We start from the raw sequence: 20464 nt of genomic DNA, 5'->3' as shown, positions 1-20464 counted from the left end.
TGCCATCCCCTCCCGCGAAGGCTTTCGCGCGCTCCTCCGGCCCCACCCTGCGCGCATGCCCCACGGCCTGTCCGGAAGCGTGCCGGCCCTGCTCACACGCCTTCCCGAGGGCCGCATGCTCGCTCACCCGCCCCCCGAAGTCGACGTCCTCTCCACCCGCCGTGCGCCTCCGGACAATGTCGGGAAGACTCCCCCCTCCCCCAAAAGCCGCGAGCACCCGGCCGCCGTCGCGTGTAGACACGGGGGGCCGTGTCTCGTCCCGCGCCCGTCATCCTCAGCTTCCGACGCACGTTCGCGCTGCTCATCCTGCTGGTCGTGCTGCCCTCGGCCGGCCTGTCCGGCTTCGGCGTCGTGGCCATCATCAACGAGCGCGCCGCGGTGGAGAAACGCCTGGAGGCCGCGTGGCGGGGGACGCTGGCGGACCTGTCCGCGGAGGTGCCTCGCGCGCTCAACAGCGGACGCTTGGAGCGCGTGGGCAGCGAACGGCTGGCCTTCCTCCTGCCGGATGACCAGGAGCTGTCCGACCCGGACGGCACCTTCCACGTGGAGAACGGGTTAGTGCGCACGAAGGACCCGCAGCTGGCGGAGTCCCTGGCGGCGCTGGTGCCAGAGGCCGCTTCGCTGCCCACCGTGCCCACCGTCTTCTCGCTCTCCACGAGCGGCCGCGCGGTGATGGTGGCCGCCGAGCGCCAGGGCGCCACCGTGCGGGGCGTGCGGCTGTCGGGCGTGGCGTTGGACTCGCTCCTGTCGGACAAGGCGCAGGGCCGGGCCACGTCGGAGCCGGTGCGCTTCACGCTGCTGCCCGTGCCGCGTGACACGTCCAGCGAGGGCGGGCTCGTCAACCGGCTGATGTCGGAGGTGGCCCAGGCCCGGCAGAACGCGCTGGGGCAGCCGGTGCTCGCGGAGCGGGTGCTGTCCGCGCCGTTGCAGGACTTCCGCCTGGTCGTGCTGCCCACCGGCGAGGACCCCGTGGCGAGCGCGTCCACTCGCAACCGCGCCGTGTACGGCGTGCTGCTGGGCCTGTTCTACCTGACGCTCACCTTCGGCGTGGGCTACACGGCCCGCGTGCTCTACCGCGAGGCGCGCCTGTCGCGCATGAAGACGGACTTCGTGTCGCTGGTGAGCCATGAACTGCGCACGCCGCTCACCTCCATCCGGATGTTCATCGAGACGCTGGCCCTGGGCCGGCTGAAGGACCCGGCGCAGCAGCAGGAGGTGCTGGACCTGCTCACGAAGGAGACCGAGCGCCTGTCGGACCTCATCGAACGGGTGCTGGACTGGGCGCGCATCGAGAGCGGCCGCAAGGTGTACCAGCGCGAGTCGCTGCCGGTGACGGACGTGGTGGACGCGGCGGTGGTGGCCTTCCGCACGCAGCGCCACGGCGACGGCATGGAGTTCACCGTGAAGGTGGACGACGGGCTCCCCCATGTCGACGTGGACCGGGTCGCGGTGGCGGGCGCGCTGCTCAACCTGTTGCAGAATGCCTACAAGTACAGTGGGCCCGCCCACCGCAGAATCGCCCTCCGGGCACAGAGAGACGGCGGACACGTGAACCTGTCGGTGGAGGACAACGGAGTGGGCATCGCCAAGAAGGACCGCAAGCGCATCTTCGAGCGCTTCTACCGGGTGGACAACCTGCTCACGCGCAAGACGGAGGGCAGCGGCCTGGGGCTCGCCATCAGCAAGCGCATCGTGGACGCGCACGGCGGCCGCATCACCGTGAAGAGCGAGCCCGGCCAGGGCAGCTGCTTCACCCTCCAGCTCCCGGTGAGCCGCGCATGAGCACGTCCGTCCCTCAAGAGGAGAAGCCCCAGCGCATCCTGGTGGTGGAGGACGACCTGTCCATCCTCACCGGCGTGTCCATGAACCTGCGCTTCGAAGGCTACGAAGTGCTCCAGGCCCAGGACGGCCGCACGGGCCTGGCCAAGGCGCTGGACGAGGCGCCGGACCTGCTGGTGCTGGACCTGATGCTGCCGGAGCTGAACGGCTACGAAGTCATCCGCGAGCTGCGCCAGCGCGGCCGCGACACGCCGGTGGTGGTGCTGTCCGCGCGGGGCCAGGAGTCGGACAAGATCCTGGGTCTCAACCTGGGCGCGGACGACTACGTGGTGAAGCCCTTCGGGTTGCAGGAGCTGCTCGCGCGCATCAAGGCGGTGCTGCGCCGCCGGTTCGGGGCCACGGGCATCACGCCGCCGCCGGTGACGTTCGGGGACGTGAAGGTGGACCTGTCCCAGCGCACGGTGGCGCGCGATGGACAGCAGGTGGAGCTGACGGCGCAGGAGTTCAAGCTGCTGGCGCACTTCCTGGCGCACCCGGGCCGCACCTTCACCCGCGAGGAGCTGCTGTCCGGCGCGTGGGGCTACCACTACGAAGGCAGCGCGCGCACGGTGGACAACTTCATGCGCCAGCTGCGGCTGAAGTTCGAGTCGGATCCGGAAGCGCCCCGGCACTTCCTCACCGTGCGCGGCCTGGGCTACCGCTTCGAGCGCTGAAGGGCGCTCACGTCCCGGCGACGCCAATCTGGCGCAGGTCCTCCAGGTCGAAGGGCTTGCCGTCGAAGCGTCCGAAGCGCTCTCGCAGGGTGAGGCCGCTGGCGGTGAGGGCGGTCTCCAGTTCCACCGGGAGGAAGTGCTTCAGCTTGAGGCGGCGGATGGGGCTCTGTCCGCCGGCCGGACGCCGCTCGCGCAGGTGCAGCGCGAAGAGGGGGCGGCGGGGCTCCACGGCGGCGCCGGGCTCGTCATCGTCGCGAGGCAGCACGGGTTCGCGCGGGGCGTTGAGCACGTCGTAGATGAAGGTGCCGCCGGGGGCCAGGTGGTGGCGCACGGTGGCGAGGAACGCCTCCAGGTCGTCGCGGCCGGACATCAGGCCCAGCGCGTGCTGCGGGGCGAGCACCAGGGGGAACTGCTCCGGCAGCCGCAGCGCACGGGGGTCGGAGGCGATGAGGCGCGTGCGCTCGGAGACCTCCGGCGATTCGGAGGCGCGGCGCTCCTCGGCGGAGCGGATCATCGCCTCGGAGGGGTCCACGCCGACGGTGGAGAAGCCGTGCCCCGCGAGCGACCAGGGCACCCTGCCGTTGGCGGCGCCCAGCACGAGCACGGGCCCGCCGTGTTCGGCAGCCTGCCGTGTGTAGAAGACGAGGTCCGGCTCCTGTCCCACGAGGGACAGCGGGGTGCGGCCGCGTGCGTCGTTGCCTGCCATTGCCCAGGCCCTAGCACGGTTGGGGGCCGCTCCGGGACCCCGGCGTTCACACAATGGGCAAACGGTTGCCCACGCCCTGTCGAGCAACGGACGCCCACCGGCGACGTCCCAACGGTGGCCGGCCCTCCGGGGCTGGCACCCTCCTTGCCTTGATGGCCACGAACAATGGCTTCGTGCCGGGGGACCTTCCTCCGGCCCAGTGTGAGGTGGTCGGCATATGAGGCACGGGTGGCGGTGGACGGGAGCGCTCCTCCTGGTGGGAGCGCTGGGGTGGACGGGCTGCGGCGGGGACGACGGCGACACGCGACAGGTGGATGACCCGGTGGTGCCGGTGACGCCCGTGGAGGATCCGCGGCTGCCGGACGCGGGCACGGGCGAGGTGGACGCAGGCACGGATGCCGGCACGAGCACGGATGCTGGAACCGACGCGGGCACCGGGACGGATGCGGGCACGGGCACGGGAACCGGTACCGACGCGGGCACGGATGCCGGCACCGACGCAGGGGTTCCGGAGAAGGTTCAGACCTATCCCCGCCCCTCGGCTCCGGGCTGGACGTTCTACAACCAGGAGCAGGGAGCGCCGCGCTACGTCTACGGCATCTCCGCGGACCAGGGCGGCAACGTCTGGGTCGCGGGCGGCGAGGAAGGCCTGTTCCTCATCAAGAAGGGCTCCAACTCCATCCAGCGCTTCACGATGTCCGAAGGGCTCCATCCCTTCGGCCGCATGCGCGACGGAGTGGGCGGCCCTCCCGCGGGAGTTCCGTACCTCAAGGTCATCTCCGTGGCGGGTGGCCCCTCGGGCACGGTGTTCGTCGGCTACGCCGGCAAGCCGCCCAAGGCGGGCATGCCCACCTGCGAGGACGAGTGGGACCAGGCGGAGAACGCCCATCGGGAGCCGGACGCCAGCGTCTACAAGAGCGGTGACGCGGACAAGGTGACGCTCAAGGCGGATGGCACGATTGATGTCGTGCACTACGACATCCACACCGGCCCCAAGAAGGTGGGCGCGGAGCTGCGCGGACGCGAGAAGCTCTGCACCGTCTACCGCATCGCCTACGACCCGGTGAAGGAGGTCGTCTGGTTTGGCGGCAACCACGGCTTCGCCATGGGCGACGCGAAGTTCAACGGCATCGTCCCGTCGTACTGCTGGGATCCGCGCCCCTGGAACACCGAAGGCTTCAAGTGGGAGTTCGAGTGCGCGGGACTCTATGAGCACGTGCACCCCGCCATCTCCGGCTCCAAGGGCGAGCTGCTCTCGGACCGCTACTACGGCGTCTCCATCACGGAGAATCACGACGTCTTCTTCGGCGGGCAGATCCGCTCCACGCGCTTCCGCTACGGCACCAACGGGGACGACTACTGGTCGGCCCAGAGCGAGACGGAAGACGCGGGCTACGAATGGAACCGCTTCGACATCTGGCCTGACGCCGTGCCGAACTACCCCACCGCGGCGCAGCGCGTGGACGACAACGTCTCCGGCATGGCTCCGGCGTCCAACGGCGGCGTGTGGGTGAGCTCCTTCTACTTCGGCCTCGCCCGCCTGAGCGCCGACGGAGCCGTGGAGACCAAGGTGATGCAGGACCTGGTCAACTACGCGCCCGCCAGCGGCAGCAACCCCGCGATGGCCCCGACCTCTTCCGTGGCGACGGACCCGTGGGATGGAAGCCTCTGGGTGGGCGCCAACTGGTGGGGCGGCATCACGCGCCTGAAGGGTGGCGGCACGGTGAAGTACAGCGGTGACGTCTTCGGCAACGTGCTCACCTCCGTCAGCAGCGTGTCCGACATCCAGTTCGACCGCTCCGCCGGCAAGCGCCGCGTCCTCGTCTCCTTCGAAGGCACCAAGAACGCGAAGACGGGCGTCGTCACGCCGGGCCTCATCGGCATCTACGAAGGCGACTGACGCCGCATCCACACCGAAGTCCTGACACGGCCGTCCTTCCTGTCATGGGGAGGGCGGCCGTTGTCTTGGCGCCCACCTGGGCCACCGCGATGCTTTCATCCTGAAGTATCCCAACCCGCGGACGTCGCGGGCGTCTCGCACCGCGAGAAAACAAACTGGCACGCACGCTTTTGACGCGCCGTGCCCGGCTACCCACCTGCCGGGCACGGCCTGCACCGACAGACAGCCCGCGCGGGCCGGAAGCCGTCTAGAATCCTGCCCGCTCATGTCCACCGTCCCTCCCGCCCCCATCCCCGCGCACACCGTCGTCGTCGCCCGTGCGCAGGCGGAGCGACTGTCCGCGCAGCGCTTCCACCTGGTGCTGCTGGACACCGAGCGCGCGGGCACCGTGTACCCGCTCGCCACGGAGGACCTGCGCGTTGGCAAGTCCACCGACAACGACGTCGTCATCGACCACCCCACGGTGAGCCGCAACCACCTGGTGGTGCGCCGTCAGGGCGACCGCTTCCTCGTGCAGGACCTGGGCTCCACCAACGGCACCTTCCTGGACGGCGCCCAGGTGCGTGAGGCCTACCTGCGCCCCGGTGCCCTGCTGGAAGTGGGCGACGTGCGCCTGCGCTTCAGCCCGCAGATGACGCCCGTGCAGGTGGAGCCCACCGTCGAGGACCGGCTGGGCGACCTCGTGGGCCGCAGCGTGCCCATGCGGCAAATCTTCGCGCTGCTCCAGCGCATCGCCCCCACGGACTCCACCGTGCTACTGGTGGGCGAGACGGGCTCCGGCAAGGGCGCGGGCGCCAAGGCCATCCACAAGTTGAGCCCCCGCACGGCCGGGCCGCTCGTCGTGTTCGACTGCGCCAGCGTGTCCGACTCGCTCATCGAGTCCGAGCTGTTCGGCCATGAGAAGGGCGCCTTCACCGGCGCGGTGGGCCAGCGCATCGGGTGCCTGGAGCGCGCCCACGGCGGCACCCTCTTCCTGGACGAAATCGACGACCTCGCCCTGGACCTGCAGCCCAAGCTGCTGCGCGCCATCGAGGACCGCGAGTTCCGCCGCCTGGGCTCCTCCACGCCCATCTCCTTCGACGCGCGCATCGTCGTGGCCAGCAAGAAGGACCTGTGGGCGGAGACGCAGGCGGGCCGCTTCCGCGAGGACCTCTACTTCCGCCTGTCTGTCTTCACCTTCAGCCTGCCACCCCTGCGCGACCGCAAGGAGGACATCCCGCTGCTCGTGGAGGCCTTCGCCGGCGAAGGCCTGTGGCCCCGGCTGCCGGAGAAGATTCAAGAGCAGTTCCTGGGGCACACCTGGCCGGGCAACGTGCGCGAGCTGCGCAACGCCCTGGAGCGCGCCCGGCACATGGTGGACATCCCGGGCCTCACCGGGGACAACCTCCTGCGCGAGTTCACCCGCGACGTGCCCACGCCCGCCGGGGACTTCCTGCCGGTGGAGTTCACCGGGCCGTTCAAGGTGTGCAAGGACGAGCTCGTCCGCGCCTTCGAGCGCGAGTACCTCACACGCCTGTTGGGCCGCGCCCGGGGCAACATTGCCCGCGCCGCTCGCGAGGCGGAGCTGGACCGCAAGCACCTCTATTCGCTGCTTCACAAGTACGGGCTCGTTCAGAGCGAGCCGGACTGACGCCTTCGTGGCATGGTGCGGCCGCTTTCACGCGGTCCCCCATCCCCCAGGAGGGCTTCATGAAGTTGCGTCCGTCCCGCTGGCTCGGTGTGCTGTGCGCGGGTGTCCTGATGATGAGTGCGACGGGCTGCTTCGGCTCGTTCAAGCTCACGACGAAGATCTGGCAGTTCAACAAGGGCATCTCCGGCAACAAGTTCGTCCAGTGGCTGGTGTTCCTCATCTTCGTCGTGGTGCCCGTCTATGAAATCGGCACGCTGGTGGACGCGCTCGTCGTCAACAGCATCGAGTTCTGGACCGGCAGCAACCCGGTGAGCAGCGTGGAGGGCGAAGACTCCAACACGCGCATCGTGAAGCTGGGCCCCACCGACACGCTGAAGATGTCCCGCGACGTGGAGTCCGGCGTCATGCGTCTGGAATTGCAGCGCGAGGGCCAGGAGCCCGTGGTGCGCTACTTCGAGCCGCTGGAGGACGGCATGGTCGCGCGCGACGAGGCGGGCGCCCTGCTCATCCGCGCGCAGGGCCAGACGGACGGCGCGGTGAAGGTGACAGACGCCACCGGCTCCACCGTGACGGTGCACGCACGGGACGCGGTGGACGCCGCGCGCCAGCTCTTCCTGGACGGAGGCGCGCCCGCGCTCGCGCAGTTCGCCACGCACCAGGGACAGCTCTCCCAGGGCATGGCCACGCTCGACACCTGCACGCCGTGAGATGAGACCCAGGGCTTCCGGTTCGAGCCACCGGAAGCCCCGGAGTGATTCAGGGCGCGGGCTCTTCACCCACCACGTCGCCCAGGTCCGGGCCGAAGCCCGCGTCGAGCGCCAGGGAGTTGAACGTCCCCTCCATGCTGCGCCCCGCGCCGTAGCCGTCGCCCTTCTTGAACGACAGGGAGAAGTCTCCGCGCGTGGCCTCGCCCACGTTGCCGCCTTCGTCCAGCACCAGGTCGCCGCGCTCCACCTGGGTGAAGACGCGCGCGGGCTCACCCGCGGCCACATGCACCACCGACGCGCGGTCGCGGCCAGAGGGCGTGGTGCCGCCGAGGTTCACCTTCGTGCCCGGCTTCATGTCCACGCCTTCCGTGTCCACGGTGAGCCGCGCGACCAGGTCCACGTCCAGGCCGTTGTTGCGGAAGTAGCTCACCTGGAGCGCCTCCGGGTTGCGGCGGATCTCCACCCTCGACACGTCGGTGACGGGGAACAGCTCCGACACGCTGCCGGACAACTCGTTGTCTCCGCGGCACGCGACGACACCCGCGCCGCTCAGCACGGCCGCGAGCCCCAGCGCCGCCACGGCGCGTCCCGCGAGGCTCACCGCTCCACCGCCAGCGTCAGGGCCTGCGTGCCGCCCGCGCGGTAGAGCACCACGCGCTGGCCGGAGGACAGGAACGCCAGCTTCGGCGACCAGCCGCCCGCCGTGTCCACCGTCACCTCGCGCCACTGGTCTTCCACGCGCGTGGCGATGATCAGCGCGTCGTCAGCCGGCGAGCAGCTGCCCTCGTTGCGCCCGGACTCCAGCGAGCAGATGTGGAACGCGATGGACGGGTCGTGCGTCTTCGGGTCGAACGCCAGCGACGGGTACCAGCCGCCAGAGCCCGTCTGGTACACCGGATCCGGCGTCGTCCAGTCCCCCGCCGCCGCGCACTTCGTCCCCGTCGTGCCCGCGCAGGTGATGAGCGTGAGCCGGCTGCTGGAGCGGTCCACCGCCGCGATGCCGAAGCCGATGGTTGAGTCATACGCCATCGACGCGCCCAGCATCGTGTTGCCCACCGACTGCACCTGCACCGGCGGCGTCCACGTGGTGCCGTCCGCGTTGCGGCGCTGGAAGTAGACGTTCTGCCCCGGCGCGTCCGCTGCGCCAAAGGCCTGGTCGAACACCAGCGCCGGCTGATCACCCGCCATCAACATCTGGAGGTGCCCGCCGTACGCGCCCTTCTGGTCGCCGCCCGACGCCACCACCCGGTGCTGCCACGCCGTGGGCCCGCCGCTGGCCAGCTCCACGTCGCTGCCCGCCCAGTCCTGCTGCGGGAACTGTCCGTTGTGTCCGTCGCGGTAGACAACCAGGGCCTGACTGCCGCTGAAGACGATGGAGGGATTGAGCCCCACCAGGTAGCCCGTGTCGCTCACCGCGTTGCCCGCCACGGCCTGGTCGCCCGTCGTGACGGCGATGCGCTCGGTCCAGGTGCCGTTCGCGTTGCGGTAGGACACCGCCAGGTCGCTCTGGAGCCAGAAGACGGAATCGTCACTTCCGCCGCCCAGGTAGCTCACCGCGGGCTGTCCGGACGGGCTGAACGCCAGCGACACGCCGTACACGCGCTGCACGGTGGCGATCTTCTCCGCCTCCGCCTGCACCTGGCCGTCCTTCACCTCGCGGTAGCGAAGCTCGGAGTCCTTGTCGTTCACCTTCACGAAGTACGCGATGCCGATGCGATCGTCCGGGGCCACCGCCATCGCGATGTTGGAGATGGCGAGCTGCTCGCTCGGATTCGTGTCCACCGTCAGCCGCACGAAGGGCGTTTCCGTCGTTCCGCCATCATCCTGCGGCTTCGAGCCCGCGTCCGGGTTGGCCGGCTTGCCGCCGCCACATCCCAGCGCGAGCGCCGCTCCCAGTAGCCACGCGTGCCGTTTCATGCGGTCCTTCTCCTTGGTTCAGTCGGCCTGGTTGAGCGCGCCATCCTATGTCAGCCGCGCGCGTTGTCCGTCACGCCTCGCGGTGCGGACCCACGTCACGCACGCGGTGGGCGGCCAACCGACCCCGGCCCCTTCTCAGGTGCCGTGAAACACACGCACCTGGGTTAGGCTCGCGCGCCATGGCTCGCGCGCGTTCGCTCCCCCCGAAGCTGTCCCGGCGCACCTTCATCCAGCGGCTCACCTTCTTCGGCGGCGGCGTGGTGCTGCTGGGTGGCATTGCGTGTAAACGTTCGAAGGAGGCGGAAGAGAAGAAGCCCGCGGAGCCCACCGGCACCACCTCCGCCGGCCAGGCCCTGCGCACCTTCTCCGCCTTCGAGTACGCCGTCGTCGCAGCAGCCGTGGAGCGGCTCCTCCCCCGCGACGAGGACCCCGGCGCCCAGGACGCGGACGTCGCGCTCTACATCGACCGCATCCTGGAGACGCAGGGGTTGGAGTCCATGCACCGCGACTTCCTCCAGGGCCTGGCCGCGCTGGAGCGCCGCGCGCAGCGCATGTTCCAGAAGGGCTTCGCGCAGGCCACGCCCGCCCAGCAGGACGAGCTGCTCGCCATCTTCAAGGACAGCCCGGCCGGCAGCGGCGAGGCCCACTTCTTCGAGCTGTTGATGACGCTCAGCCTGGAGGGCTTCCTGGGCGACCCGTCCTACGGCGGCAACAAGGGCCGCGTGGGCTGGCGGCTGATGGGCTTCGACACCGTGGGCACGCTCGCCATGGCGCCCCCGGAGGGCTACGACGGGCCCAAGTGCCTGCGCGAGTGCGGAGGTCACCACCCGTGAGCCTGCCTTCCGTGGACGTGTGCATCGTGGGCAGCGGCGCGGGCGGAGCGCCGCTCGCGCTGGAGCTGGGGCGCGCGGGCTTCAAGGTCGTGGTGCTGGAGAAGGGCCGCCACTACCAGCCCAAGGACTTCGTCCACGACGAGATCCTCAACAGCCGCCGCAACTTCTTCATGCCGCTGCCGTGGGAGGAGCCGCACCTGGTGCGCCAGGGGGCCAAGGGCCGCTACGAGCGCAGCAACGCCGCGTGGACCGCCAACTGCGTGGGCGGCGGCACCGTGCACATGAGCGGCTTCTTCTACCGCCTCAAGCCGGTGGACTTCCGCCTGCGCTCCACGCTGGGCGCCGTGCCCGGCACCACCGTGGCGGACTGGCCCATCTCCTACGAGGAGCTGGCTCCCTTCTACGACAAGGCGGAAGCCGAGCTGGGCGTGTCCGGGCAGGCCATCCCCCACCCCTTCGCGGAACCCCGCAGCGGCCCCTACCCGCTGCCGCCCCTGGACGTGCACCCGGTGGCGTCCGAAATCGACAAGGTGTGCGCGGCCATGGGCTGGCACGCCCTGCCCACCGCGCGCGGCATCATCAGCAAGGCGTACAAGGGCCGTTCGCCGTGCGCGTACTGCGCGCTGTGCGGCAGCTACGGCTGCGAGACGGGCGCCAAGAGCAGCACGCTCGCGAGCCTCATCCCCAACGCCATCGCCACCGGCAACGTGGAGGTGCGCCCGGGCAGCATGGCGCGCTCCATCGAAGTGGATAAGCAGGGCCGCGCGAAGAGCGTGGTGTACCTGGACAAGGACGGCGTCGCGCAGGAGCAGCCGGCGAAGATCATCATCGCCTCCGCCACCGCCGTGGAGAGCGCGCGCCTGCTGCTCAACTCCACCTCCAGCCGCTTCCCCAACGGGCTCGCCAACGGCAGCGGGCTCGTGGGGAAGAATCTCCTCTTCAGCTCCTTCGGCGGCTCGCGGGCGCACTTCCGCGTGTCGAAGCAGAAGACCGCGCGGCCGTGGCTCACGGACCCGGCGCCCTTCGTCAACCGCAGCCTCCAGGACTTCTACGTGATGCCGGACGCGCGCCACGGCTTCCGCAAGGGCGGCACGCTGGGCTTCATGTGGGCACACCCCAACCCCATCTACGCGGCGGTGGGCCTGGCGGGCAGCGGCAAGTCCGGCGTGTTCGGCAAGGAGTTGAAGGACCGCATGCGCGCGTACCGCGACTCGCGCATCCTCGAGTTCGAGGTCTACGCGGAGTTCCTCCCCACGCCCGGCACCTCCGTCACGGTGGAGCCCGAGGTGAAGGACAAGTACGGCATCCCCGTGGCCGCCATCACCCTGGACCGGCACCCGGCGGACTTCGCCGCCACGCGCTTCCTCGTGGAGCGCGGCGAGGAAGTGCTGATGCGCCTGGACCCGGACAGCGTGGAGCGCGTGGGCACGCAGGGTGAGACGACCATCCTCCAGCACGGCACCTGCCGCTTCGGCAACGACGCGGCGGCCTCCGTGCTGGACAAGCACTGCCGCGCGCACGAAGTGCCGAACCTCTACGTCGTGGACGGCAGCTTCATGCCCACCGGCGGCAGCGTGCCCTCCACGCTCACCATCGCCGCCAACAGCTTCCGCGTGGCGGACCACCTGGTGCGCACGCTCAAGGGCTGAAGCCGCGCGCCGCTGACGCGCTACTGGAGGCGCAGCGGCGTCACTTCCACCTTCACCACGTAGCGCGCCTGCATGTCGGAGTCGAACTCCACCAGGTGGTCACCCACGCCGGTGACGTCCGCCTGCTGGGTGAAGACGCCGAACTTCTCCATCTGATCCAACGCCGCGCGGCCCGTGGACGCCTTGCGCTGCCGTGCGCGGCAGCCCTCCTCGTGCACGGTGATGGCCGTCTCCTCGCCCGCCGCCGTCACCTCCTCCAGGTAGAAACTCACCTTGATGGTGGAAGCCTCCGGCACGCGCACCAGCACCTGCCCGCGGCCGGGGAAGCGGCCTTCGGAGTAGCTCTCCGGCCCGAGGATGCAGCCCGCGTACTCACTGCACACGGGCCAGGACGCCTTGCAGACATCCAGCACGCGCGCGCCGATGAAGTCATCCCGCGAGCCGCCGCATGCGACGAGCATCAATCCCAACACAGCGAACGCCAGTCGCGAGACATTCCGTGTTACAACACCAGACATTCTTCTGAACCTCAGCGAGGAGTGGATGTCCATGCGCATGCGCAACCTGTGGCTGCCTCTCACCATCATCGCCCTGGCGGGCTGCGGAGACGAGAGCGAGGACCTGCCGAACACGCCGCAGCTGCTCATCGACCGTACGGAGCTGAGCTTCGACACGGAGTTCTCCGCGGGGACCTACGTGGGGGCGACGACCTTCAACACGCTCTACATCGAGAACCGCGGCATCCAGACGCTGGAGCTCACCGAGGCCTCCATCTCCGGCCCCAGCGTCTTCACCATGAAGAAGCCGGAGGACTGGCCGGAGAACGGGCCCCTGAAGCTGGAGACCTACAAGCGCACCTTCATCGAGGTCGCCTTCAAGCCCAACGCCGCGCAGGAGTTCACCGGCAAGCTCACCCTCAAGTCCAACGCCGCCAACGGCGAGACGCGTGAACTGACGCTCAAGGGCAAGGGCGTCGCGGCGCCGAAGCCGTAGTCCCGGCGAAGGCGGCGGAGGCGTGAAGCCCCGCCGCCCGCCCGGCGCGGCTACCGGGTGAACTGGCAACCGCCCACCCACGTGCCACCGTCCTGCGTGGGCGCCGGGCACGACGTGGGCGAACCGCCATCCGCCGCCGTGTAGCTGCGCGGGTAGTCGCCGTAACCGGTGCGCAGCGTGTAGCCCACGGGCGTGTAGTCCGTGCGCTCGGTGGCGCTCACCGCCACCTTGAGCGTGCCGCCCTGGATGAAGCGCCGCTCCAGGCAGGAGCACGTGTAGGGCGCCACCGTGACGCGCGTCGTGGTGGCCGTCTTCTCCAACTGGTACAGCGCCTGGTAGCTGCTGAGCGGCGCGCTCGCGGTGGTGTGCCACGCGCGCATCGCCGTCGGGTTGTAGGCCAGCGTCAGCGCGCCGCCCGTGCTGGTGGTCGTCACCGGCGTGCACGTGCCGGCGCCGCCGTCCGTGGCGGTGCCGTCGCAGAAGGTCAAATCCAGCGCCAGTCCGTGCGGCGTGCCGCCATCCGGCAGGTTGTCCACGTCCCACTGCACCAGCCACGCCGCGTCCTCGGGCGCGCTCAGCGCGGGGAGCTGGTACTCGAAGGTGTCCGTGTCGGAGGGCACCGCGTCGTAGTCCGTGGGGCCGCGCACGCCCAGGCCCGTGGCGCGGTCGTTGTTCCGCAGCCGGCCGTGGCCGTGCGTCAGCTGGCCCTTCGCCTCGAAGGTGGCGTTGCCCACCGGCAGGTTGCCCGTGCCCACGCCGCCGAGCGTCTTGGAGCGCGGCTGCTCCACGCCTCCGCTGTAGGCGTTCTCCTCCTCCGTGTCCTCCGCCGCCCAGGACACCTCCAGCCGGTAGTCACGGTCATCCGCCCAGTTGTTGCCGTCGTCCTGCACCACGAAGTGGTACGTCACCTCCGTGCCGTGCGAGGGCACGGGCAGCGCGCCCTGGAAGTTGCTCAGGCCGGGGAAGCGCGCCGGGTCGGACTCCTCGCGGATGGACTGGATGCACAGCACGGCCTCCGCGTTGTTGCAGTAGGTCTGCACCAGCCCCAGCGCGTCGGGGTGCTCGCGCGTGTCGCGCGGGCACACGGCCGGGTTGTTGGAGCAGGTGGCGCGCTGCTCCGCGGTGACAGTCGTGCTGACGGTGCTGAACACCAGCACCTGCCGGTCCGCCAGCTGGCCCAGCGGCAGGGGCAGCGGGTCGAAGCGCGTGGTGGTGGGCCGCTCCGTCAGCCGGTAGCGCAGCACGCTGGGCTTCGTCAGGCTGGACAGCTTCACCGCGAACCAGTCGCGGTCGCCCACGTAGCCCAGCCGGCCCTCGAAGGTCGTGGTCGCGCCCGTCGTCCCCAGGTTGTTCGAGTACGCGCGGGCGTAGGCGTCGTTGTCCCCGGACTGGTCGCGCGGGTCCTCCTCGTCCACCACGCGGACCTCGACTTCATACGGCTGGCGCAGGTCGCCCGCGGGCACGGGATCGTTGTTGCCCTTGTACCCCTTCACCACCAGGGTCCAGGTGCCCGCCAGCTTCACCTTGCGCGCGGTGGCCATCACGCCCGGATGCACCTTGGGCAGCACGTTGCCTTCCGACTCCTTGTCGGTGCCGTTGGGGCGCAAGAGTTCGTAGGACAGGCGGTAGTTGGGCGCGAAGCCCTGGTCCGGCGCGGTGATGCGCACGTAGGCAATCTTCCCCGCCGTCAGCGGGAAGCTGAAGCGGTCCACGTCGTTGTCCGTGGCCAGGTAGCCCTGCGCGGTGCCCACCTGCACGGCGCCCTGCGCCGCCAGCGCGATGGGCGTGGGCGTGACGTCGTTGGGCTCGTTCGTGTCCGGGTTCTCCAACAGCTCCACGGTGAGCCGGTAGGCGTTTCGCGCGTCGTAGTTGGGGCGCGCGGGGTTCGTGGGCGCGTCCCGCACCACGATGATGAGCTGCGTGCTGGGCGTGCCGTACGGCAGCACGATGTCCACCGGCTTCGGAGCGCCCGCGCCGTGCTGGTCCGACTTCGCCACCAGCGAGGTGTCCTTGTCCTTCTCCCGCACGGAGATGGACAGGTTCACCGGCGTGCTGGACGCCAGGTACGTGCCGGTGACGTGCACCAGCGTGCGCGCGTTGGCGGTGGCGGGGATGTTGACGCGGTACCAGTCCTCGTCACCGGCCTTCACGTCGCCCGTGAGCGCCAGGTAGCGCTCCATGGGCACGCCGGGCTTCAGCTCGCAGTCCGCGTTCGTCAGCGCCTCCTCGCGGTTGTTGCAGAGGTCCTCCACCACGCCCGTGCCGGCGTCCGGCGTGTCGTCCCCGTCGGAGGAACAGGCGGCCAGCAGGAGGAGCGCGAGCGGGAGCAGTCGGGTGCGAAGGCGCATGGGGAGCTCGGAGGAATCAGGGAACGGGCGAGAGGGTCGGGGCGACGCCGGGGCAGCCGTCCACGAAGTCCTCGGGGTTCACGCGGATGACGCCATTCGGAGGCGACTTGATGCCGCCCACCGGGTAGCGCACGGAGTCCACGCGGAAGGTGCGCACCAGCGTGCGCGCGGTGGGGTCGTCCGCGGGCAGCATGGCCACGGAGAGGTAGATGTCGTTGTAGCCCGCGCCGCGCTGCACGGTGCCGGCATCCACGCCCCCGTCCACGCCGCCGTCGGCGATCATCGCGATGGTGGGCGCGAGCAGCACGTTGTCCACGCGGAAGCGGTAGCACTGGCGGCCCTGGTCATCCACCGGGCCGTCCGCCTCCATGCTGTAGCGGTACGCGTCCGAGGCCAGGTTCGCGGTGTCCACCTGCAAGGGGCGCATGTGCATGCGCAGCTCGCTGCGGTTGGTGAGGCCGTCCGTGTCCGGGTCCTCGTCCAGGTCCTTGCTGGAGCCCTGCGTGCCGCCGCGCCACTCCATGCCGTCCGGCACGCCGTCGCCGTCGCTGTCCTGGAGGGTGGCGTTGGTGCCGATGAACTGCTCGTCGCAGTCCAGGAGGCCGTCGCAGTCCGTGTCCACGCCGCGCAGCGCGGGCGGGCAGCCCTTGTCCAGACCGCCGCCGTCCGGCTGCGCGACCTGCGTGGGGTCGAACTGCACGCCGCGGTCGCGGAAGTACACCTCCACGCCGTCACTGAAGCCGTCGCCGTCCGTGTCGCGCAGGTTGGGGTTGGTGCCCAGCTCGTACTCGCGCGCGTCGGAGAGGCCGTCTCCGTCCGTGTCCGCCTCGTCCAGCGGGCTGCCCGGGGGCGCGGAGAAGTTGGAGGCCACGAAGTCCTTCACGATGAAGGCGCGGCGCACCTGGCCGAACTGGAAGTTGAGGAAGTTGATGGGCTCGTTGTTGCGGAAGTCGCGGAAGTTGCCGCCGCCCAGCGTGGCCATCTTCTCCAGACGGTCCGCGTTCTGGTTGATGATGAGCAGCGGGCAGCCGCCGTCGCCGAAGCCGCCGTCCTCCGCCACCAGGTCGCACACGGACGGCACGGGCTGGACGGGGTTGAAGACGTGCACGGTGTTGAAGCGCACGTCCTCCACCAGGTCGCGCAGCTGGCGGATGCGCACCACCGCGTCGCCGCGGATGAGCTCGTCGTCCTGGTTGTTGGTGGGCTTGCCGTCCGACAGGAAGATGACCGAGTAGCGCGCCTGCGCCAGCGCGTCACTCCCGCTGGGCTGCTGCCGCGCCCGCGCGATGTCCGTGTTGATGAGCGAGTAGATGTCCGACAGCGGCTTGACGAAGTCCGTCGAGTCCCGGTTCGGCGACGTGTCCGTGTTGCGGAAGGTGAGCAGCTTCTCCGTGAGGATGGCCTTCGCGGTGGCGTCCAGCCGCGACACCTGCACGAAGCCGTCCTCCAGCGGCGGCCCGGGGTTCTGCGTGAGGAACGCAGTGGTGCTGCCCGCGAAGAGCATCACCGCGATGGAGACCTCTTCGTCCTGCGGGAGGTTCTCGATGAGGTCCACCAGCGCCGTGGCGCGCACACCGTCCGGGTCGCTCACGCGCATGGACTGGCTGGCGTCCATGGCGACGATGATCTTGATGGGCCGGATGACCTCATTGGCGCCCAGCGTGCAGAAGCGCCCGTCCAGCGCCACGGCCCGGTCCGCGGGCACGTCCGTGTCGCGGCGCGGGTCATAGAGGTACGAGTCCGTACAGGCCACCACCACGGCGAACCCCACCAGGCAGAGCGCCCACCAACGTCCCGCGCGGCTCACGGCGAGGCCCCTCCCTGCGACGGCGACACGCCGACGCAACTGCCCTGGGTCCTCCAGGGATCCACCAATTGGTCAGGACGGCGGAAGTCACCGTCCTCCATGGCCAGGTCCGGCGCCAGCGGCACGCGAACGCTGGGAGGCGCGTACTGGGCCCACGCGCACGCGGTGCGCCAGACGCCGTAGTCCGTGGCCACGCCGCTCTCCGGCGCCTCCGCGAACCACACCTTGAACAGGTTGTAGCCCTGCTTCACGCCGGAGCGGTCCGGCGGCGTCACCAACTGGAGGTTGGACACGGTGAAGTCGTAGCAGACGCCGTCCGTGTCGGTGCCGCCCGGGACCTTCTTCACCTCGTACTGGATGCCGTACTTGTCGTGGAAGGGCCGGTCGCGCCGGGTGGGGTCGCTGCCGGCCTTCAACTCCTCGTCGTCCGGGATGCCGTCGCCGTCCGTGTCCAGGCCGGACACGCTCGACTGGAGCGGGTTGAGGCCGTACTTCGCCTCCAGCCCGTCCGGCATGCCGTCGCCGTCGCTGTCCACGATGCCCTGGCGCGTCTTGAGGTAGTCCTCGGCGAACTGCGACAGCCCGTCACCGTCCGTGTCCCGGCAGATGCAGCCGGGCGTCAGCGGAGACTGCGGGTTGCAGCCGCGCGCGTCCAGGTCGTTGCCCGGCTTGAAGCCCTGGTCCTGGCGCCGGTACTCGAAGCCGTCGCTCAGGCAGTCCCCGTCACTGTCGATGGTGAAGGGGTTCGTCTTGAGCGTGAAGCTGTTGTCCAACGCGTCCGGGACGCCGTCGCCGTCGCTGTCCAGCACGCGGCCGTCATCTCCCGGCGCGGAGCTCAGGGGCTCCACCAGCAGCGTCTTCATCACGTTGGGCGACGCGAAGGAGGAGTAGTCCAGCGCGCCCAGGCCCAGCTCTGAGATTTCAGCCGTGTCGCTGAACTCCTGGTACACGCCGTTGCCCATCTCCGCGAAGCGCTTGAGCAGGAAGGAGGCGATCTTCTTCGCCGCGGCCGGGTACTGCGCCTCCGGGACGCCCGGATAGGTGCCGTAGATGTCCTGGCAGATGGGGCCGCAGGCGCGCACAGCCTCTTCGTTGAAGAGCAGCACCGTGTGCATGCGCACGTCGCCCACGTTGTACTGCGTCTTCAGCTCCATCAGCCGGCGCACGTAGCTGAAGAGCTGGTAGTTCTGGTTGCGGTCCGTGCCCACCTCGAAGCCGGTGATGGCGTCGGTGGTGCTGGTGGCGTTGCAGAAGCTGGTGATGGAGTCGCGCCAGGTGAGGTCCGGCGTATCCGGTCCCGCGTAGGCGGACAGGTCGTCGTTGGCGGAGCAGCGCGGGTACGGCGTGCCGTCCGTGAGGAACACGACGACGTAGCGCGTGCGGGGCAACAACTCCGGCGTGGACTGGGACACCGCCTCGATGTCGCTGGCGATGAGGCTGTACGCGTAGCTGAGCGCGCCCTGGTAGTCCGTGCCCTTGCCCAGCTGCGACTGCAGGCCTTCGATGTAGCTGTTGATGTTGCCCGGCGGCGCGAAGCGGTCTCCCGTGGAGGCCGGCGGCCAGGTGTTCTTCACGTTCGTTTCGAACGGGGCAATGGCGATGCTGATGTTGCCCTGGCGCGCGTCGTTGATGCGCCGGAAGCCATTCACCACGTTCTTCAGGGCGCGCACGCGCGCGGGCTCCGTCACGCCCGGCGGGATGATGGCCTGCACCTCCGCGCGCTCGCAGAAGCCACTGCCCTCCTGCGAGCCCGGCGGATCCGACACACACATGCTGCCGGACTCGTCCACGACGAGCACCACCTTCACCGGGAAGCCGGTGGGGTTCGCCGGACGCGTGCACACCCGGCCGGTGAGCGTCAGCCGGTCATCCAACTGGGACTGCTCCTGGGCGCGAGGCTCCAGGAGCGTGTCTGAACAGGACAGCACACCCAGGACCAGGAGGCCGGTCGCAAGAAACGGAACAGCGAGCAGACGGCGCATGCGATGCGGACCTCCTGGCACGGGGAACATCCTTACTTACGCCTTCTTGCGACGGCGCAGGAGCAGGCCGAGCACGCCAGCGCCCAGGGCCGCGACGCTGCCGCCCGCAGGCAGCGAGGTGCAGCCACCGCCCTCGGAGTCCTGCTTGCCCACCTTCACGAAGAGGCTGGACACGGAGGCGCGCTCATTGGGGAACACGCGGTCCGCGAAGGCCAGGCGCGTGGACACCTGCAGTTCGTACTCGCCTTCCTTGTCCGGGTTGAAGTTGGGCACGCTGCCGTCCACGTACTGGTACTCCCAGTGGCGGCTGTAGGTGACGGCGCCCTTGGGGTTCTCCACCACCGCGGTGGAACCGGAGGGACGCTTCACCACCGTCCAGGTGTACTCGATGGCCGCGCCGTTGCGGTTGGCGAACAGGGGCGGACGCACCGCCATGCCCGTCTTCTCCACGCTGATGGAGCCACCGGTGCCCACGCTGAAGGGCGACTTCGGGTCGAGGCAGTCGTTCGGGTTGTCCTTGTTGAGGACCACGCAGTAGCGCGTGTCGCACGCGTCGCCAATGCCGTCGCCGTCGTCATCCGCCTGGTCGCGGTTGGCCACCAGCTGGCAGTTGTCCGCGGCGTTGAGGACGGAGTCGTTGTCGATGTCCGGATCGCACTTGTCGCCGATGCCGTCCGCGTCCGTGTCCTTCTGGTCCGGGTTGGACAGGCCGGGGCAGTTGTCCAGGTTGTCGGAGACGTTGTCGCCGTCCGCGTCCACGCGGCACTGGCTCAGGTCCGCCGGCATCTCGGTCTGGATGGGGTTGGCGACGAGCGGGCAGCTGTCCTCGCCGTCCGGCACGCCGTCGTTGTCGTCGTCCGCGTCACAGACGTCGCCGATGCCGTCCTGGTCGTTGTCCGCCTGGTTGGCGTTGGGGATGGTGGGGCAGTTGTCCTCGCCGTCCAGCTTGCCGTCGTTGTCGTCGTCCGGGTCGCACGCGTCGCCAATGCCGTCGCCGTCGCCGTCCAGCTGGTTGGCGTTGGACACCGCGGGGCAGTTGTCACAGGCGGTGCCGACGAGGTCACCGTCCGCCGTGTCGTCCTGGTCGCGGTTGGACGTGAAGGGGCAGTTGTCCTTGTCGTCCGCCTTGCCGTCACCGTCCGCGTCGTCCGTGTAAGACAGCGTCTTGCCGTCGTCCGTGTAGGCCACCCAGACGGAACAGCCGCAGCCACAACCGCAGCCGCCGCCCTCCTCCTTCGGGCGACCGCACTCGTCTCCGAGGCACTCCGGGTTGTCCGGGTTCTGCTCCTGGGCCTGCACGGTGCGGGGACTCAGCACCAGGAACGCTCCGAGCGCCAACAGGGGGGCAATGCGACCGATAGTCATGGTGACTCCTTTCACAACCCCTGCCCTAGCAAGAGGCGATCCCGCGTCTGTAGGAGTTTCAGGGTCAGGAACTTCAAGGGGTTGCGCGTTCGGAAGAGCCTGCTACAGGAAGGGTGTGGGGGGGACACCCCATTG

Annotated in this window: 16 protein-coding genes; 8 read left to right on the top strand and 8 right to left on the bottom strand. The window is 69.8% G+C overall.

The annotated features are described in order from the left end of the window. Nucleotides 1-249: 249 nt before the first annotated feature. Nucleotides 250-1782 (top strand): cell wall metabolism sensor histidine kinase WalK, encoded by a 1533-nt coding sequence (locus D7Y04_RS05885; protein ID WP_121758588.1) that lies wholly within the window; start codon nt 250-252, stop codon nt 1780-1782. Further along, entirely contained in the window at nt 1779-2492 is a 714-nt protein-coding gene (locus tag D7Y04_RS05880) for a response regulator transcription factor (protein ID WP_120581425.1), read from the top strand. The genes D7Y04_RS05885 and D7Y04_RS05880 overlap by 4 nt, the downstream gene beginning before the upstream one ends. Before the next feature lie 7 nt (nt 2493-2499). On the opposite strand, the gene D7Y04_RS05875 is transcribed toward D7Y04_RS05880, so the two are convergent. Further along, nucleotides 2500-3198 carry a bifunctional 2-polyprenyl-6-hydroxyphenol methylase/3-demethylubiquinol 3-O-methyltransferase UbiG gene (locus D7Y04_RS05875; protein WP_121758587.1) on the bottom strand — a complete coding sequence of 233 codons (699 nt, stop codon included), beginning with the start codon at nt 3196-3198 and terminating at the stop codon, nt 2500-2502. Between the two features lie 217 nt (nt 3199-3415). Between D7Y04_RS05875 and D7Y04_RS05870 the strand changes: the two genes are divergently transcribed. The 3 genes from D7Y04_RS05870 (at nt 3416) to D7Y04_RS05860 (ending at nt 7435) form a co-directional block, all read left to right on the top strand. Beyond that, nucleotides 3416-5098 (top strand): hypothetical protein, encoded by a 1683-nt coding sequence (locus D7Y04_RS05870; protein ID WP_121758586.1) that lies wholly within the window; start codon nt 3416-3418, stop codon nt 5096-5098. Between the two features lie 265 nt (nt 5099-5363). Further along, complete coding sequence (locus tag D7Y04_RS05865) at nt 5364-6728, top strand: sigma 54-interacting transcriptional regulator (RefSeq protein WP_121758585.1); 1365 nt, start codon at nt 5364-5366, stop codon at nt 6726-6728. 59 nt (nt 6729-6787) lie between these two features. Next, the gene (locus tag D7Y04_RS05860; RefSeq protein ID WP_121758584.1) at nt 6788-7435 is read left to right on the top strand and encodes a DUF3332 domain-containing protein; all 648 of its coding nucleotides are present in this window, start codon (nt 6788-6790) and stop codon (nt 7433-7435) included. 49 nt (nt 7436-7484) lie between these two features. Here the strand turns inward: D7Y04_RS05860 and D7Y04_RS05855 are convergent, their stop codons facing one another. Then, nucleotides 7485-8036: a hypothetical protein gene (locus tag D7Y04_RS05855; protein WP_121758583.1), complete on the bottom strand. Its 552-nt coding sequence runs from the start codon at nt 8034-8036 to the stop codon at nt 7485-7487. Next, nucleotides 8033-9352 carry a hypothetical protein gene (locus tag D7Y04_RS05850; RefSeq protein ID WP_121758582.1) on the bottom strand — a complete coding sequence of 440 codons (1320 nt, stop codon included), beginning with the start codon at nt 9350-9352 and terminating at the stop codon, nt 8033-8035. Before D7Y04_RS05850 ends, D7Y04_RS05855 begins: the two co-directional genes overlap by 4 nt. 179 nt (nt 9353-9531) lie before the next feature. On the opposite strand from D7Y04_RS05850, the gene D7Y04_RS05845 reads away from it, so the two are divergent. Both D7Y04_RS05845 and D7Y04_RS05840 read left to right on the top strand, forming a co-directional pair. Then, nucleotides 9532-10185: a gluconate 2-dehydrogenase subunit 3 family protein gene (locus D7Y04_RS05845; RefSeq protein WP_121758581.1), complete on the top strand. Its 654-nt coding sequence runs from the start codon at nt 9532-9534 to the stop codon at nt 10183-10185. Beyond that, a complete protein-coding gene (locus D7Y04_RS05840) occupies nt 10182-11834 on the top strand; it encodes a GMC family oxidoreductase (protein WP_121758580.1) in 1653 nt (550 codons plus the stop codon). The genes D7Y04_RS05845 and D7Y04_RS05840 overlap by 4 nt, the downstream gene beginning before the upstream one ends. Nucleotides 11835-11854: 20 nt before the next feature. Here D7Y04_RS05840 and D7Y04_RS05835 read toward each other — a convergent pair whose 3' ends face one another. Next, complete coding sequence (locus tag D7Y04_RS05835) at nt 11855-12295, bottom strand: hypothetical protein (RefSeq protein WP_233601282.1); 441 nt, start codon at nt 12293-12295, stop codon at nt 11855-11857. 88 nt (nt 12296-12383) lie between these two features. Here D7Y04_RS05835 and D7Y04_RS05830 point away from each other — a divergent pair, with 88 nt between their 5' ends. Continuing rightward, a complete protein-coding gene (locus D7Y04_RS05830; RefSeq protein ID WP_171809492.1) occupies nt 12384-12827 on the top strand; it encodes a hypothetical protein in 444 nt (147 codons plus the stop codon). Between the two features lie 50 nt (nt 12828-12877). Here the strand turns inward: D7Y04_RS05830 and D7Y04_RS05825 are convergent, their stop codons facing one another. Genes D7Y04_RS05825 through D7Y04_RS05810 form a run of 4 tightly spaced genes read right to left on the bottom strand, consistent with a single transcriptional unit; the run spans nt 12878 to nt 20329 of the window. Continuing rightward, entirely contained in the window at nt 12878-15175 is a 2298-nt protein-coding gene (locus tag D7Y04_RS05825; protein WP_121758579.1) for a hypothetical protein, read from the bottom strand. A gap of 16 nt (nt 15176-15191) precedes the next feature. Beyond that, nucleotides 15192-16982: a vWA domain-containing protein gene (locus D7Y04_RS05820; protein WP_121758578.1), complete on the bottom strand. Its 1791-nt coding sequence runs from the start codon at nt 16980-16982 to the stop codon at nt 15192-15194. Further along, nucleotides 16979-18964: a vWA domain-containing protein gene (locus D7Y04_RS05815; protein ID WP_120578937.1), complete on the bottom strand. Its 1986-nt coding sequence runs from the start codon at nt 18962-18964 to the stop codon at nt 16979-16981. The genes D7Y04_RS05820 and D7Y04_RS05815 overlap by 4 nt, the downstream gene beginning before the upstream one ends. 36 nt (nt 18965-19000) lie before the next feature. Continuing rightward, a complete protein-coding gene (locus D7Y04_RS05810; RefSeq protein ID WP_121758577.1) occupies nt 19001-20329 on the bottom strand; it encodes a thrombospondin type 3 repeat-containing protein in 1329 nt (442 codons plus the stop codon). Nucleotides 20330-20464: the final 135 nt, after the last annotated feature.

The sequence above is a fragment of the Corallococcus sp. AB038B genome (assembly GCF_003668955.1).
Taxonomy (GTDB): Bacteria; Myxococcota; Myxococcia; order Myxococcales; family Myxococcaceae; genus Corallococcus; species Corallococcus exiguus.
The sequence above is the reverse complement of the archived record's forward strand: the minus strand, read 5'-3'. Positions and strand labels throughout refer to the sequence as shown.

Bases quoted from the DNA above. Each gene is read 5' to 3' on its own strand.
- D7Y04_RS05880 (WP_120581425.1), top strand. From the start codon at position 1,779: ATGAGCACGTCCGTCCCTCAAGAGGAGAAGCCCCAGCGCATCCTGGTG.
- D7Y04_RS05875 (WP_121758587.1), bottom strand. From the start codon at position 3,198: ATGGCAGGCAACGACGCACGCGGCCGCACCCCGCTGTCCCTCGTGGGA.
- D7Y04_RS05870 (WP_121758586.1), top strand. From the start codon at position 3,416: ATGAGGCACGGGTGGCGGTGGACGGGAGCGCTCCTCCTGGTGGGAGCG.
- D7Y04_RS05865 (WP_121758585.1), top strand. From the start codon at position 5,364: ATGTCCACCGTCCCTCCCGCCCCCATCCCCGCGCACACCGTCGTCGTC.
- D7Y04_RS05860 (WP_121758584.1), top strand. From the start codon at position 6,788: ATGAAGTTGCGTCCGTCCCGCTGGCTCGGTGTGCTGTGCGCGGGTGTC.
- D7Y04_RS05850 (WP_121758582.1), bottom strand. From the start codon at position 9,352: ATGAAACGGCACGCGTGGCTACTGGGAGCGGCGCTCGCGCTGGGATGT.
- D7Y04_RS05845 (WP_121758581.1), top strand. From the start codon at position 9,532: ATGGCTCGCGCGCGTTCGCTCCCCCCGAAGCTGTCCCGGCGCACCTTC.
- D7Y04_RS05835 (WP_233601282.1), bottom strand. From the start codon at position 12,295: ATGCTCGTCGCATGCGGCGGCTCGCGGGATGACTTCATCGGCGCGCGC.
- D7Y04_RS05830 (WP_171809492.1), top strand. From the start codon at position 12,384: ATGCGCATGCGCAACCTGTGGCTGCCTCTCACCATCATCGCCCTGGCG.
- D7Y04_RS05825 (WP_121758579.1), bottom strand. From the start codon at position 15,175: ATGCGCCTTCGCACCCGACTGCTCCCGCTCGCGCTCCTCCTGCTGGCC.
- D7Y04_RS05815 (WP_120578937.1), bottom strand. From the start codon at position 18,964: ATGCGCCGTCTGCTCGCTGTTCCGTTTCTTGCGACCGGCCTCCTGGTC.
- D7Y04_RS05810 (WP_121758577.1), bottom strand. From the start codon at position 20,329: ATGACTATCGGTCGCATTGCCCCCCTGTTGGCGCTCGGAGCGTTCCTG.